At 70.5% G+C, this 14,482-nt stretch carries 11 protein-coding genes and 1 tRNA gene; 7 read left to right on the forward strand and 5 right to left on the reverse strand.

The window, feature by feature from the left end; translation table 11 throughout:
• Positions 1–30 precede the first annotated feature (30 nt).
• The 3 genes from QM779_RS03125 to QM779_RS03135 all read right to left on the reverse strand — a co-directional run bounded on the left by QM779_RS03125 (position 31) and on the right by QM779_RS03135 (position 3,558).
• A complete protein-coding gene (locus tag QM779_RS03125; RefSeq protein ID WP_428531456.1) occupies positions 31–1,026 on the reverse strand; it encodes a beta-ketoacyl-ACP synthase III in 996 nt (331 codons plus the stop codon).
• 10 nt (positions 1,027–1,036) lie between these two features.
• Positions 1,037–2,227 (reverse strand): acyltransferase domain-containing protein, encoded by a 1,191-nt coding sequence (locus QM779_RS03130; RefSeq protein WP_428531459.1) that lies wholly within the window; start codon positions 2,225–2,227, stop codon positions 1,037–1,039.
• Between the two features lie 146 nt (positions 2,228–2,373).
• On the reverse strand, positions 2,374–3,558 hold the full coding sequence (locus QM779_RS03135; RefSeq protein WP_428531462.1) for a PucR family transcriptional regulator: 1,185 nt from the start codon (positions 3,556–3,558) through the stop codon (positions 2,374–2,376).
• Between the two features lie 35 nt (positions 3,559–3,593).
• Here QM779_RS03135 and QM779_RS03140 point away from each other — a divergent pair, with 35 nt between their 5' ends.
• The 4 genes from QM779_RS03140 to QM779_RS03155 all read left to right on the forward strand — a co-directional run bounded on the left by QM779_RS03140 (position 3,594) and on the right by QM779_RS03155 (position 8,941).
• Positions 3,594–4,616, forward strand: a complete 1,023-nt coding sequence (locus QM779_RS03140; protein WP_428531465.1) for a PHP domain-containing protein — start codon at positions 3,594–3,596, stop codon at positions 4,614–4,616.
• Between the two features lie 64 nt (positions 4,617–4,680).
• Positions 4,681–7,473: a pyruvate dehydrogenase (acetyl-transferring), homodimeric type gene (gene aceE / locus QM779_RS03145; protein WP_428531468.1), complete on the forward strand. Its 2,793-nt coding sequence runs from the start codon at positions 4,681–4,683 to the stop codon at positions 7,471–7,473.
• 81 nt (positions 7,474–7,554) lie between these two features.
• Positions 7,555–7,980: a DUF3052 domain-containing protein gene (locus QM779_RS03150; RefSeq protein ID WP_428531471.1), complete on the forward strand. Its 426-nt coding sequence runs from the start codon at positions 7,555–7,557 to the stop codon at positions 7,978–7,980.
• A 34-nt stretch (positions 7,981–8,014) separates the two neighbouring features.
• The gene (locus QM779_RS03155; protein WP_428531474.1) at positions 8,015–8,941 is read left to right on the forward strand and encodes a tyrosine-protein phosphatase; all 927 of its coding nucleotides are present in this window, start codon (positions 8,015–8,017) and stop codon (positions 8,939–8,941) included.
• Here the strand turns inward: QM779_RS03155 and QM779_RS03160 are convergent.
• Positions 8,938–10,512: a serine/threonine-protein kinase gene (locus QM779_RS03160; RefSeq protein WP_428531477.1), complete on the reverse strand. Its 1,575-nt coding sequence runs from the start codon at positions 10,510–10,512 to the stop codon at positions 8,938–8,940. The genes QM779_RS03155 and QM779_RS03160 overlap by 4 nt on opposite strands.
• Positions 10,513–10,597: 85 nt before the next feature.
• Between QM779_RS03160 and QM779_RS03165 the strand changes: the two genes are divergently transcribed.
• Positions 10,598–10,671 (forward strand) — tRNA-Val (locus tag QM779_RS03165).
• 23 nt (positions 10,672–10,694) lie between these two features.
• On the opposite strand, the gene QM779_RS03170 is transcribed toward QM779_RS03165, so the two are convergent.
• Positions 10,695–11,984 (reverse strand): MFS transporter, encoded by a 1,290-nt coding sequence (locus tag QM779_RS03170; protein ID WP_428531480.1) that lies wholly within the window; start codon positions 11,982–11,984, stop codon positions 10,695–10,697.
• Between the two features lie 183 nt (positions 11,985–12,167).
• On the opposite strand from QM779_RS03170, the gene QM779_RS03175 reads away from it, so the two are divergent.
• Positions 12,168–13,367 (forward strand): enoyl-CoA hydratase/isomerase family protein, encoded by a 1,200-nt coding sequence (locus QM779_RS03175; protein WP_428531483.1) that lies wholly within the window; start codon positions 12,168–12,170, stop codon positions 13,365–13,367.
• Positions 13,368–13,498: 131 nt separating this feature from the next.
• Entirely contained in the window at positions 13,499–14,443 is a 945-nt protein-coding gene (locus tag QM779_RS03180) for an enoyl-CoA hydratase/isomerase family protein (protein WP_428531486.1), read from the forward strand.
• Positions 14,444–14,482: the final 39 nt, after the last annotated feature.

Genomic DNA, 14,482 nt, shown 5'->3' on the forward strand with positions numbered 1-14,482 from the left:
GGGGCTTGCTGTCCGGACGCGTCCGGGGAATCAGGGGAGGGTGATGACCTGGCCGGCGTAGACCAGGCCGGCGCCGAAGCCGATGATCAGGGCGGTCTGGCCGCTCTTCGCCTGGCCGCTGGTCAGCAGCTCGTCCATCGCCATCGGGATCGTGGCGGCCGAGTTGTTGCCGAGGTGGCGGATGGAGCGGGCCACGACGACGTTCTCGGGCAGCTTGAGGTAGCGCAGCAGGGTGTCGGTGATCCGGTCGTTGGCCTGGTGCGGGATGAACACCTCGAGCTGGTCCGGCGAGACGCCCGCCTCGTCGAGGCACTTCCTGGTCGCCTGGGCGATGAAGCTCGTCGCCCACTTGAACACCGAGCGGCCGTCCATGCCGAGCTTGGGGAACTCCCCGCTCGACACGGCCTGGTGCCAGTCGGCGGTCTGCCAGATCACGCCCTCCTGGGAGCCGTCGGAGCCCCACACGACCGGGCCGATGCCGTTGGTCTCGCTCGGCCCCACGATGACAGCGCCCGCGCCGTCGCCGAACAGGAACGCCGTGCCCCTGTCGTGGATGTCGGTGATCTCGCTGATCGTCTCGCCCGCGATCACGAGGACGTACTTGGCCTGGCCGGAGCGGACGATCGACTCGGCCTGCGCGAGGCCGTAGCAGAAGCCCGCGCACGCGGCCGACACGTCATAGGCGGCCGCGTCCGGGATGCCCAGCTCCGTGGCCAGCTTGGGGGCGAGCGCCGGGGTCTGGTGGTAGTGCGAGATCGTGGAGAGGATCACCGCACCGATCTCGGACCGGTCGATGCCGGCCCGCTCGATCGCCTTGCCGGCCGCCTCGAGGGAGAGTGTCTCGATGTTCTCGCCCTCGCCGATCCAGCGGCGCTCCCTGATCCCGGTGCGCTGCGTGATCCACTCGTCGCTGGAGTCGATGAACTGCAGGAAGTACTCGTTGTCGATCACCCGCGACGGGGTGGCTGACCCGACGCTGTAGATGCGGGCGTAGGCGGGGCCGGTGCTGGCCTTGATCTCGGTCATGGTGTCCTGTTCAGTCCTGGGCCGGGGAGATGCGCAGCAGCGGCTGTCCTGCCGAGACGGGGTCGCCGTCCTCGACCAGCCACTCCGCGACCGCCCCGGTGTGGGCGGTGGTGACCTCTGTCGTTTCCCTGGGGTTGCTCACGGTCCCGACCGGCGCGCCCGCGGCGACCACGACCTCAACCTCCACGCCCACAGTCTTGCGGAACTCACCCTTTCCCGGGGAGACCACGACCAGCGGGGACGGGGTGCCGGGCACCGGCTCGGCCCAGCTGGTGTCGCCGTGCCGGGCCACGAACTCCTGGGCAGCGCCCAGTTGGTCGGGGGTGTTCAGGGCGAACAGCTCGACGCCCTTCAGGTTGCGCTTGGCGATCCCGGTCAGCGTGCCGGCCGGCGGCAGTTCGAGCAGGCCGGTGACGCCGAGGTCGGCCATCGTGGCCAGGCACAGGTCCCAGCGGACGGGGTTCGCGACCTGTCGGACGAGCCGCGCGAGGTACTCCTCGCCGGACTCGACGATCTGGCCGTCGGCGTTGGACAGCAGCCGGGTGCGCGGGTCCTGGGTGGTGATCGCCCTGGCGAGGCGCTCCAGGTGGGCGACCGCCGGCTGCATGTGGACGGTGTGGAAGGCGCCCGCCACGCTGAGCTGGATCAGCCGCGCCCGCGCCGGCGCCGCGGCCTGCAGGTCGGCCAACTGCTCCACGGTGCCGGCGGCCACGATCTGGCCCGAACCATTGTTGTTGGCCGCGGTGAGCCCGGCCGCCTCGATCGCGGCCAACACCTCGGCCTGGTCGCCGCCGACGACGGCCATCATGGACGTGGGCCGCGCCGCGGACGCGAGGGCCATCTGCTGGCCGCGCTCGCGGACGAAGACCATCGCCTGCTCGGCGGAGAGGACGCCGGTCGCCGCCGCGGCCGTGATCTCGCCGACGCTGTGGCCGGCGGCCAGCCCTGTGCGTCGGAAGCCGTCGGCGGGGCTCGGGAACAGGGCCAGCGCGGTGGCCAGGCCGGACGCGACGAGGAGCGGCTGGGCGATCGCGGTGTCCCTGATCGTCTCGGCGTCGGCCTGCGTGCCGTAGAAGGCGAGGTCGAGCCCGGCGACCGTCCCCAGCCAGTTCAGCCGGTCGGCGAAGGCGGGGTCCTCGAGCCAGGGGGAGAGGAATCCGGGGGCCTGGGCGCCCTGTCCGGGCGCGACGATTGCGAGCACGTCTCTACCTTTCCGAACGCCGCGGGACGGCATGGGGTGTTACGCGACGAATTTCTGGCGGCCGACTTTGTGGAAACCCTACAACGATCGCTGTCCGCAGCCCCCGGAAGCGTGCGGGCGAGTTGTCGGGATCGGTGTTCCGGGCGTCAGCCGAGCAGCCGCCCCAGCGTGAGCGCGAGGCGCAGCGCGTAGCCGTCCCTGGGGTCGAGCGGGGAGTACCCGGTGAGCTCGTGGATCCGGCGCAGGCGGTAGCGGACGGTGTTCGGGTGCACGTACTGGGCCCTCGCCGTCGCCTCGATCGAGCCGCCGGAGTCGAAGAAGGACGCCAGCGTGTCGGCGAGGTCGCGGCCGGCCGCCACGATCGGCCGGTACAGGTTGTCGGCCAGAGTGCGGCGGGCGTGGCCGTCGCCGGAGAGCGCGCGCTCGGGCAGCAGGTCCTCCGCGGCGACCGGACGCGGCGCGTCCGGCCAGGCTCGGGCCGAGCGCAGCCCGGAAAGGGCGGCCCTCGCGCTGCGGACCGCCTCGGCGAGGTCGGCCACGATCGGGCCGACCACGACCGGCCCGCGGCCGAACTGGACGGCGAAGTCCCGCACCTGGCCCATCAGCTCGTCGGTCGAGCCGAGCTGCCCGCCGATCAGCAGCACCAGCCGGTCGCCCTGCGGCGCGGCCAGCAGGTCGAGGGAGTGCCGGGCGGCGATCAGCCGGATCAGCTCCACGGCGCGGCCGGGTTCGGCGGGGGCGGACCCGATCACCACGGCGATCGCGGGCGGCGAGGCCCAGCCGAGGGTGGAGGCGCGGGACACCACCGACTCGTCCGCCTCGCCGCGGATCACGGCGTCCACGACGAGGGCCTCCAGCCGCGCGTCCCAGGCGCCGCGGACCTCCGCGGCCCGCGCGTACACGCGGGCGGCGGCGAAGGCGACCTCGCGTGAGTAGCGGAGGATGCCGGTCCGCAGCGGGGTCTGCTCGTCCTCGGGGAGTTCGCCGATCCGGTCCTCCACCGTGTCGATCGTCGTGCGGACGAGGTCCACGGTCTGGTCGAGGGTGATCCGCCGGGCGAGTGCACGGGGAGCCGCGTCGAAGATGGCCGCGGGTGCGGCGGTCCGTCCGCCGGCCGCGTACCACTCGAGGAAGCCGTCGATGCCGGCCCTGGCCACCAGCGTGATCGAGGAGCGGTGTTCGGCGTCGAGGTCGGCGAACCACGGGTGCTGCTCCGCGATCCGGGACAACGCTGCCGTCGTCATCTCCGCCGCCGCGGCGGCGAGCCGGTGGGAGATCACCTCGCGAACCTCCGGCGGTGGCCAGCCGGCCACCTCGTCCGCATCGCCCATGGCCGGAATCCTAGACACCGTGCGACGCTGGTGCGGTGCCAGCACCGGACGGCGTCGCCGCGCTCAGGGAGATCGCCTACCTGATGGAACGCACGCTCACCGACCCCTACCGCGTCCGCGCCTTCCGCGCGGCGGCCGACGTGGTCGCGGGCCTCTCGGACGCCGAGCACGCGCGGATCGCCGGAACCGCGGCCTGGCGTGAGTTGCCGGGGGTGGGGGAGACAACCGCCACCGTCCTCGCCCAGGCCGCGGCCGGACGCGTCCCCGACCGGCTGGCGAAGCTCCGCACGGAGGCCCGTCCGCTCGCGGTGGGCGGGGAGGGGCTGCTCGCGCAGCTGCGCGGTGACCTGCACACCCACACCGACGCCTCCGACGGCAGCGTTCCGCCGGAGCAGTCCCGGGCCGTGGCCGCGGCGCTCGGCTACGAGTACCTCGCCATCACCGACCACTCGCCGCGGCTGACCGTCGCCAACGGGCTCAGCGCGGAGCGGCTGCGTGCCCAGCTCGCCGACCTCGCCGTCCTGAACCGGGAGGACGGTCCACGCCTGCTCACCGGCATCGAGGTGGACATCCTGCCGACCGGAGGACTCGACCAGGACGGCGAGCTGCTCGACGAGCTGGACGTCGTCGTGGCCAGCGTCCACTCCGAGCTGCGGATGGCCGCAGAGCCGATGACCCACCGCATGGTCGCGGCGATCGCGGACCCGCGCACCGACGTGCTGGGCCACTGCACGGGGCGCCTGGTCACCGGAGGACGGGGGACGCGCCCGCAGAGCACCTTCGACGCGGAGGTCGTGTTCGAGGCGTGCCGGCAGTTCGACGTGGCGGTCGAGATCAACTCCCGCCCCGAGCGCGCCGACCCGCCGGACGACCTGCTCGCCTTGGCGCGGGAGACCGGGTGCCTGTTCGCCATCGACTCCGACGCGCACGCCCCGGGCCAGCTGGAGTTCCCCGCCTACGGTGCGGCGCGGGCCGTGGCGGCCGGGATCCCCGCGGAGCGGATCGTCAACACCTGGCCGCTGGCCGACCTGCTGGCGTGGACGCGGAGCCGGGGCTGATTTGCTGAACACCGGCTGCGCGACCACTCGACGGTCCGGGTAAGGTCAGCCTTGCGCAACGATCGTGTGTAGTAAATCGTCCGAAAGGCTCCCAGTGGCATCTCGAGATTCCGTCGGTCCGATCCTGAACGGGTTGCCGACCAATCTGCCCGACATCGACTCCGAGGAGACCGCCGAATGGCTGGAATCCCTCGACATGATGATCGACGAGGACGGGCGCAACCGCGCCCGCTACATCATGCTCCGGCTGCTGGAGCGCGCCCGTGACCAACGCCTCGGCCTGCCGTCGCTGACCGCGACCGACTACGTCAACACGATCCCGCCGGAGCAGGAGCCGTGGTACCCCGGTGACGTCGACCTCGAGCGGAAGTTCCGCCGACTGCTGCGCTGGAACGCGGCGATCATGGTGCACCGCGCGCAGCGTCCGGGCGTCGGCGTCGGCGGCCACATCTCGTCGTACGCGTCGTCGGCGACGCTGTACGAGGTGGGCTTCAACCACTTCTTCCGCGGCCAGGACCACCCCGGCGGCGGCGACCAGGTGTTCTTCCAGGGCCACGCCAGCCCCGGGATGTACGCCCGCGCGTTCCTCGAGGGCCGGCTGGACGAGAACGACCTGAACGGCTTCCGCCAGGAGAAGAGCCACATCGTCGACGGGCGGATCCGTGCGCTCCCGTCCTACCCGCACCCGCGGCAGATGCCGGACTTCTGGCAGTTCCCGACCGTGTCGATGGGTCTGGGCCCGATCGCGGCCATCTACCAGGCCCAGTTCAACAAGTACCTGGGTAACCGCGGCCTGAAGGACACCTCGGACCAGCGCGTGTGGGCGTTCCTCGGCGATGGCGAGATGGACGAGGTCGAGAGCCGCGGCGCCCTCCAGCTGGCCGCCTACGAGGGCCTGGACAACCTCACCTTCGTCGTGAACTGCAACCTGCAGCGCCTGGACGGACCGGTCCGCGGCAACGGCAAGATCATGCAGGAGCTGGAGAGCTTCTTCCGCGGCGCCGGCTGGAACGTGATCAAGGTCGTCTGGGGACGGGGCTGGGACCCGCTGCTCGCCGCCGACAGGGACGGCGCACTGCTGAACGTGATGAACTCCACCACCGACGGCGACTACCAGACCTTCAAGGCGAACGACGGTGCCTACGTCCGGCAGAACTTCTTCGGCCGCGACCCGCGGACGGCGAAGATGGTGGAGGACTGGTCGGACGACCGGATCTGGAAGCTGACCCGTGGCGGCCACGACTTCCACAAGGTCTACGCGGCCTACCAGGCGGCCACCGAGTTCCACGGTGCGCCGACCGTGATCCTCGCCCACACCATCAAGGGCTACTTCCTCGGCAGCCATTTCGCCGGCCGCAACGCCACGCACCAGATGAAGAAACTGGCGCTGGACGACCTCAAGCAGTTCCGCGACCGGCTCGACATGCCGATCACCGACGCGGTGCTGGAGGAGAACCCCTACCAGCCGCCGTACATGAACCCCGGCCCCGACGACGAGCGGATCCAGTACATGCTGGAGCGCCGCAGGGCGCTCGGCGGGTTCGTCCCGGAGCGGCGCGACAAGCCTGCGAAGCTGCCGCTGCCGGCCGCCGGCGCGTACAGCGGGGTGAAGAAGGGTTCCGGCGCGCAGCCGGTGGCCACCACGATGGCCTTCGTCCGGCTGCTCAAGGACCTGATGCGGGACAAGGAGTTCGCCCCGCACGTCGTCCCGATCATCCCGGACGAGGCCCGCACGTTCGGGATGGACTCGTTCTTCCCGACGATCAAGATCTACTCCCCGCACGGGCAGAACTACACGCCGGTCGACCACGAGTTGATGCTCGCCTACCGGGAGTCGGTGCAGGGACAGATCATCCACACCGGCATCAACGAGGCCGGCTCCGCCGCCGCGTTCCAGGCGGTCGGCTCGGCGTACTCCACGCACGGCGTCCCGATGGTGCCGATCTACGTGTTCTACTCGATGTTCGGGTTCCAGCGGACGGCGGACGCGTTCTGGGCGGCCGGCGACCAGCTCGCCCGTGGCTTCCTGATCGGGGCGACCGCCGGACGCACCACGCTGACCGGCGAGGGCACCCAGCACATGGACGGCCACAGCCCGATGATCGCAGCGACGAACCCGGCCGTGATCTCCTACGACCCGGCGTACGGCTACGAGATCGCCCACATCGTGGAGGACGGCCTGCGCCGGATGTACGGGGAGAAGCCGGAGGACGTGTTCTACTACCTCACCGTCTACAACGAGCCGATGCCGCAGCCGGCCGAGCCCGAGAACGTGGACGCCGAGGGCATCGTGAAGGGCCTGTACCTGCTCAAGGAGGGCAGCTTCGACGGCGTCGGGGAGGACGCGCGGCGCGCGCAGTTGCTCGCGTCCGGCGTGGGCGTGCCGTGGGCGCTGGAGGCGCAGGAGCTGCTCAAGCGCGACTTCGGTGTCGTCGCCGACGTGTGGAGCGTGACCAGCTGGACCGAGTTGCGCCGCGACGGCCTGCGCTGCGACGAGCACGCGTTCCTGCACCCCGGCGAGGACAACCCGGTGCCGTGGGTGACGCAGAAGCTGCAGGGGCGCCCCGGGCCGGTGATCGCGGTCAGCGACTACATGCGCCAGGTGCAGGACCAGATCATCAACTGGGTGCCGCAGCCCTTCACCTCGCTGGGCGCGGACGGCTTCGGCTTCTCCGACACGAGGGCGGCGGCGCGCCGGTTCTTCCACATCGACGGCCCGTCGATCGTGGTGCGGACCCTGCAGCAGCTCGCCGCGGCCGGAGAGGTCGATCCGTCCTGGCCGGCGAAGGCGGCAGAGCAGTACCGGCTCCTCGACGTCACGGCCGGTGCGTCCGGTGCGGTCGGAGGGGACGCCTGAGCCGACGCCTTTTCACGACGGTAGGCTTTCTGGCAGTCTGAAAGCCTTACCGGCGACCGTTGTGAGAGTGGGGAGGAGCGCGTGAGCACCGCGCCCGGGCCAGCGCCCGTACCGTCGGCTGTCGCCGCGCTCGGCATCACGCAGGGACTGGCCGTCCAGGAACTCGGATGGGACTCCGACGTCGACGAGGGCCTGCGCTCGGCGGTGCTGGACGTCCTCGGCGAGGATTTCGTCTACGAGGCCATCGAGGCGGTGGACGTGGTCCTGCTGTGGTGGCGTGACGAGGACGGTGACCTCGGTGACGGGCTCGTCGACGCGCTCACCGACCTCACCGACCGTGGCCACGTCTGGCTCTTCACGCCGCGGATCGGCAGGGAGGGGCACGTCGACCCCGCCGACCTGTCGGAGGCCGCGCTCACCGCCGGCCTGGCCATGGCCAACACGGCGTCGGTGTCGAGGACGTGGGAGGCCCACAAGCTGGTCCGGCCGAAGGGCGGACGCCGTTAACACAGGGCTGCCGCCCCGGCGGCGCGCGGGGCGTGTGCTGTCCGCACTCGTCGCGGGAGTGCTGGCCTCGGGGTGCACGACGGAGCCGACGACTCCGGCCTCGACGTCCGCCACCCCCGGGGTGGAGACGCCGGCAACGGGTGCGACGACGCCCGCCGCAACGGCCACCGCGACGGCCACCGCCACGCCCACGTCGACCGCGTCGGTGGTTCCCACGCTCGCTGTCGGCTCGGTCTCGAACTTCCGCGACGTCGCCGGCGACGGTCTCGCCCTGCCCGACGGTGGCCACCTGGCGACCGGCGTGGTCTACCGCTCGGCGAAGCTCTCCACCGCATCGACGGCCGACCTGCGCCGGTTGTCGAACGCGGGGATCGAGCTGGTGATCGACCTCCGCACGCCGTACGTCGCGTCCCGGTCACCGGATCCGGCGATCAAGGGCGCCGACCACAGGATGGTGAACATCTACGCGGTGACCCGCTCCCCGACGGTGACCTACCGCACGGTCGCTGCGGCGCGGGCGCACATGCGCCGGCTCAATGTCGACTTCGTTGCCGATCCCGCCCAGCGGGCGAAGATCGGGGAGGCCCTGGAGCTGATCGCGTCCGCCGACGGCCCGGTCGTCGTGCACTGCACGGAGGGCAAGGACCGGACCGGGTGGATCTCCGCAATGCTCCAGTACATCGCCGGTGCCGACGACGAGCAGGTGCTCGCCGAGTACCTGAAGTCGAACGAGTACCGCGCCGGGCTGCTCAGCAGCACCTTCGCGCGGACGAGGCGGACCAGGGGGCTGACCGCGGCCCGGATCGAGCGGGCCCTCCTGCGCGTGGAGAGCGGGTACCTGGGGGCCGGTCTGGACGAGGTCGCGGCTCGCTACGGCGACATCGACACCTACCTGACCGAGGGCGTGGGCCTCTCGGCGGCCACGGTGAAGGAGCTCCGTCGACGCCTCGTGGTCGCCTAGCCGAGCTGGCCCTCCGCCGGCGCGGCACCCGCGGCGCTGCCGGTGAGCTGGTCCCAGGCACGGAGCCGGACCAGGTCGAGCAGCGCGTCCCGGCCGGCGATGGTGGACGCCTCGGCGGAGAAGCTGAAGTGGCCGTCCAGCCACAGTGCGCTGAGCGTGTAGACGCCGCTGGACCGCTTGTCACTGCGGTAGATGGTGCCGACGGTGTGCCCGTCCAGCACCAGCGGGGTGGCGTCCGCGTCCTCGTACTTGCCCGTGTAGTGCCGCTGCGCCTCGTCGGAGTCCTCCCAGTAGCGGTACCTCAGCACGCCCCCGGGAAGTGAGCAGTCATAGTCGACGGTCGTGGAGCGATAGGCCTTGTTGACGCAGGAGTCCCACTGGTCGACCAGCGACAGGTACACCCAACGCAGGCCCTCGGTGCCGTGGGGCGGCCCGCACTGCTCCTGGTCGTCCACCGGCACCGCGTTCCAGCAGACCACGGCGGCGGAAGGGGAGGAGCCAGGGGTCGGGGTCGCCGTCGGTGCCGACCTGCCGGCACCGAGGGAGAGGGTCGTCGCGAGGACCAGCGCCGCGACGACGAGTGCCCCGACGCCGATCAGCCACGCGCCTCGGCGACGGCGCTGCGGAGGTGGCGGGGCAGCGGCGGGCTCGGACGGGGTGAGGGTCTGCGGTGGCGCTGCGGCGTGGGGGCGGAAGATGCCCGAGTCGGGGCGGGAGATGTCCAGCGGGCCCACCCCGTCGGCGAGGGCGAGGGGTGTCGCCGCCAGGCGGAGGGCCTCTGCCGCGGTCTCGGGGCGCTCGGCCGGGTCCTTCGCGAGGCAGGACCAGAACAGCCGGTTGAGGGCGACCACGAGGGGGTCGGACCCGGGGAGCTGGGCCACGGGCGCGTTCAGGTGTGCCATCGCCACCTGGACGTCCGTCCCCGAGTACACGTTTCGGCTGGTCAGCATCGCCCACAGCACGCACGCGGCCGAGTACAGGTCGCTGGCGGGTGTGGCGGGCCGGCCGGACTGGCGTTCGGGGCTCAGGAAGGCCCAGCTGCCCGCCACCATCCCCGTGCGGGTGTGGTGGGAGTCGTTCGCCTGGGCGATCCCGAAGTCGCACAGGTAGGCGAACGGCTCCGCCTCGCCGGGGCGGAGCAGGACGTTGCTGGGCTTGACGTCGCGATGGACGATGCCGCGGGAGTGGGCGTCCTGCAGCGCCTCGAGGACCTGGCCGAAGATCTTCAACGCCGTCTGCGGCGGCAGTGCGCCGGTGCGTCCGATCAGCCCGCTGAGGTCGCCGCCCGCCACGTACTGCATGGCGAGGTAGAGGCAGCCGTCCACATTCCCGTGGTCGAAGATCTGCACGATGTGGGGCGAGTCGAGACTGGCCAGGATCGAGGCCTCCCGGGAGAACCGTGCGACGAAGTCCGGCTCGGTGGCGAGGCGCGGATCCAGGATCTTCAGGGCGACGGGACGGTCGAGCCCCACCTGCGTGGCGCGGTAGACGATCCCCATGCCGCCGCGTCCGACCTCGGCGTCGACCCGGTATGCACCGATCAGGTCTCCGATCTCCGGAAAACCAACCATGGGCGACTCCATCAGTGCGGGGCGTTTCCCCAGCGTACCGACGAGCCGGGCCGATCCCGGTCTTGCCCCTAGGATGTCTGCCTGCGGGCGCATAGCTCAGTTGGTTAGAGCAGTTCCCTTACAAGGAACAGGCCGGGGGTTCGAGTCCCTCTGCGCCCACCGCAGCCCGGTGGGATTCCCGCCTACGAGGCCACCGGCTCGTCAACCTCCGCCGTCCGCGCCGGGGACGCCGGCTTGCGGAGCCCGGGCTCGCGGATCGCCAGCGCGGCGAGCCCCGCGATCAGGATCACGGCGGCCAGCACGTTCATCGAGATCGTGTACGAGCCCGTCACGGCCAGGGCGGACGACCCGACCGCGAGGCCGACGAACGAGCCGAACCCGGCCAGGCTGGTCGTGGTGCCGCCGAGGCGTCCGGACACCGCGCTGGGGTAGTGGTTGGCGATGTAGCCGTAGATCGTCGGGTTGACGATCGAGCTGAACAGGAGCATCGCGCACGGCAGCAGCACGAGGGCGAGCCCGCTGTCCTTGGTGATCACGTGCATGCCCATCGTGAACGCGGCGGACAGGACGCAGGCGATCCCCAGCGGCACCTTCGGGTTGCCCTTGAACACCCGGTCGACGATGAACGGCGCGATCAGCGTGCCGACGATCGACGCGTAGCCCGCCCAGGTCAGCGCCTGGCCCGCACCGACGGGACCGAGGCCGAGGCCCACCGGCGCCGCGACGGCGTAGAAGCCCGGTGCCATGTCGTTGTACGCCTGCTGGAACCACGCCTCGAAGAACGCCATCACGAACAGCACCCAGATGGCCGTGGTCGCCAGCGACCGCTTCATGTCCGCGGCGTGGGCGGCGCGGTCCACCCCGGTGGCGAGGGTGGTGCGCACCGGAGGCTTCGGCCCGAACATGATCACCACAGCGAGGACGAGGCCGATCGCCGGCGGGATCGCGGACATCATCAGCGCGCTGTGCCAGCTGCCGAACGTCGCGAACCAGTGCGGGGTCCAGAGCAGTCCGAACGAGATGCCCAGCCACATCGACACGCCCTGCGCGGACGCGACGTAGCCGCGCTCTGCCGGCTTGAACCACTGTGCGCAGACGGTCGCGATCACCGCGTTGATCGGGCCCATGCCCATGCCCATCAGGATGCGTCCCACGACCAGGCCGGCCGCGGTCGAGCTCAGCGGGCCGATCGCGAGCGCCGCGACCACCTGCATCGCGCAGCCGGCGATCCAGACCGCGGCGAAGCCGACGCGGTCGATCACGAAACCGCTGAGGAAGGCGAAGATGCTCGTGGTGAGCATGACGACCATCATCGTCATCGCCGTGGCGGCGCCCAGGCTGACGCCCAGGTCCTTCGACACCTCGCCGACGAGCGGAGCGGGGCCGATCATCGACATGGCTCCCGCTGTCGTGATCACGACGAGCGATGCCAGGACGAACCAGCGGTAGCCGGGATAGTTCGGTGCGTTCACGTCTCTCCTTCGAGTCGTGCGGCCGCGCGGGGACGCGGCGGTGCGGCAGGTTGGCGGCAACACTGGCACCCCCACCGCGGATCAGCTACGTCGTTTCTCGCATGAGTCCTGGCTCTCCCGGAGGCGTTCCGGCGGGGATCCACCGGCCCGTCGAGGGGGCACAGGATCTATGCGCAATCGGGATTGGCTGACGCAGCGCGGGGCTGGCTTACTCGGATCGTCAGTGGTGGCGAACAGCAGCCGTCTGCGCTGCTCGCACCGATCCAAGGAAGGAAGACACGACAGATGATCCGGGGCAATTACGAGTCCGACGCCGGAAAGCGCAAGGAGATCCCGCATTCCGAACTCGGCACCATCCCGCACATGCCGTTCGAGGAGTACCAGGAGAAGTGCAAGCACTTCCTCACCATGAAGAGGGAGAACGGCATCCTCGAGGCGCGCCTGCACACCAACGGCGACTCGCTGGTCTGGAACGCCCAGGCGCACCAGGGCCTGCACTACTTCTTCGACTGGGCCGGCCGGGACCCGGACAACGAGGTCATCATCCTCGGCGGCTCCGGCAAGGACCTGTTCAAGGGCATCGGCCGCGTCCAGCCGGACGGCTCGACGGGCTACGCCCACGAGTTCGACTCGGCACCCGAGAACGCCTGGCGCCTGTACGACTACCAGTACTACGACGGCACCAACGACATCGAGGGCCAGGTCTTCGACGTCGAGGTCCCGACGATCGGTGTCTGGAACGGCGCGGCCTTCCACACCGACCTGGTGCTGTTCTCCGACATCACCCTGTGCACCGAGGACGCCTGGACGACCGAGATGCACTACCGCGTCAACATGGTCCCCGGCGACGGCATCCAGATCGCCTGGCGTGAGCTGATGGGCCGCAAGCGCTTCGCGTACGCCGAGCTCACCGGCGAGATCATCACTGCCCGCAAGGCGCTCGAGCTGGGCATGGTCAACGAGAATCTGCGAGGACACCGAGGCCGCGTACGCCCGGGCCCAGGAGATCGCCGAACTGATCATGCGCGCCGGCACCCGGCAGACCCGCCGCCTCACCGTCCAGCAGCTGCGCAAGCCGTGGAAGGAGGACATCTCCAACGAGGTGCGCAACGCCTTCGCCACCGAGATGTGGAACACCTCCACCGAGCACTCCCCGCACGAGGTCAGCTTCTGGGAGTGGGCGCACGAGGAGGCCGAGCTGGTCAAGGCCGCAGAGAAGAAGGGCAAGGTCGTCCGTCCGCGCCTGAACGGCGGCCAGGAAGAGGACGAGATCAAGTAGTCCCCACCGGCCGGGGCGCCCGCCACAGCGCCCCGGCCGGACCGGGTCCGGATTCATGCACGATCCGCAATTCCTCATCTTCCGGATCCTGCCTAGCTTCATGACTGTCAGCCGTACGCCCACCGTGCGTGACACAGGCGTCCGACCCGCCCAGGCGGGGTCCGGCTCCGGCGCTCCGGCAGGCACCACAGCGATGTCGACGACGACGTCTCGTCCCAAGGAAGGAACACCGGCAATGCCGAACACGAACTTCGTGAACTGGCCCACGTTCGACCAGATCAAGGAGATGTTCAAAGAGCACTTCATCATGGACCAGCGCGAGGACGGCGTGGTCACCGTGCGCATGCACACCCTCGGCGGTCCCCTGATCTGGTCGATGGAGCTGCACGACGCCATCGGCAAGATGTGGCGGATGCTCGGGACCGAGCGCTCCACGGAGATGATCATCTTCACCGGCACCGAGGATGCGTGGGTCACCGACTTCGAGAAGAAGTCGTGGATCCCGGAGAGCGTCGAGCCCGCCGCCACCCGCTACAACCACATGTTCATCGACGGCCGGCGCATGCTGATCGCCCAGATCCAGGACGTGGAGGTGCCCACCCTCGGCGTGCTGAGCGGCTCCGGCGGCCACACCGAACTGGCCCTGTGCTGCGACCTCGCCATCGCGGCCGACGACATCACGATCCTCGACCCGCACATGCTGGTCGGGAACGTCCCCGGCGACGGTATCCACAGCTGCTTCTTCCAGCTGATGCCGTACCGGCAGGCCGTGTGGTACCTGCTCAGCGGCGCGAAGATGACCGCGGAGGAGGCCCTGAAGTTCGGCCTCGTCTCCGAGCTCGTGCCGCGGGAGAAGCTGATGGACCGCGCCTACGAGATCGCCGACCTGCTGATGGCCCAGAACCGCTACACGCGTCGCCTGGCCACCCAGGTGATGCGCCGCGGCTGGAAGCAGCGGATCGTGGACGACCTGGACATGACGTTCGGCACCGAGTGCTTCGGCATGTTCACCGACTCCCACGAGCACTCGTACATGCAGTCCATGAACGAGTACCTGGATCTCAAGCCCCACTACAAGGGCGCCATCGACATGCCGGAGAACGTCGACCGCGAGGCCGTCGCCCGGCGCGCAGAAGAGGCCAACTCGAGCCTCCCTCCCCACGGGGCCGGTCGCCGCTGACCGGCCGGCCCCGTCCGGGGCGCCGCCGGCGCCGCGGAT

It is taken from the genome of Propionicimonas sp. (assembly GCF_049840635.1).
Taxonomy (GTDB): Bacteria; Actinomycetota; Actinomycetes; order Propionibacteriales; family Propionibacteriaceae; genus Propionicimonas.

Coding starts and splice junctions, on each gene's coding strand:
- QM779_RS03135 (WP_428531462.1), bottom strand. CDS start 3,558: ATGGGCGATGCGGACGAGGTGGCCGGCTGGCCACCGCCGGAGGTTCGC.
- QM779_RS03125 (WP_428531456.1), bottom strand. CDS start 1,026: ATGACCGAGATCAAGGCCAGCACCGGCCCCGCCTACGCCCGCATCTAC.
- QM779_RS03160 (WP_428531477.1), bottom strand. CDS start 10,512: ATGGTTGGTTTTCCGGAGATCGGAGACCTGATCGGTGCATACCGGGTC.
- QM779_RS03180 (WP_428531486.1), top strand. CDS start 13,499: ATGCCGAACACGAACTTCGTGAACTGGCCCACGTTCGACCAGATCAAG.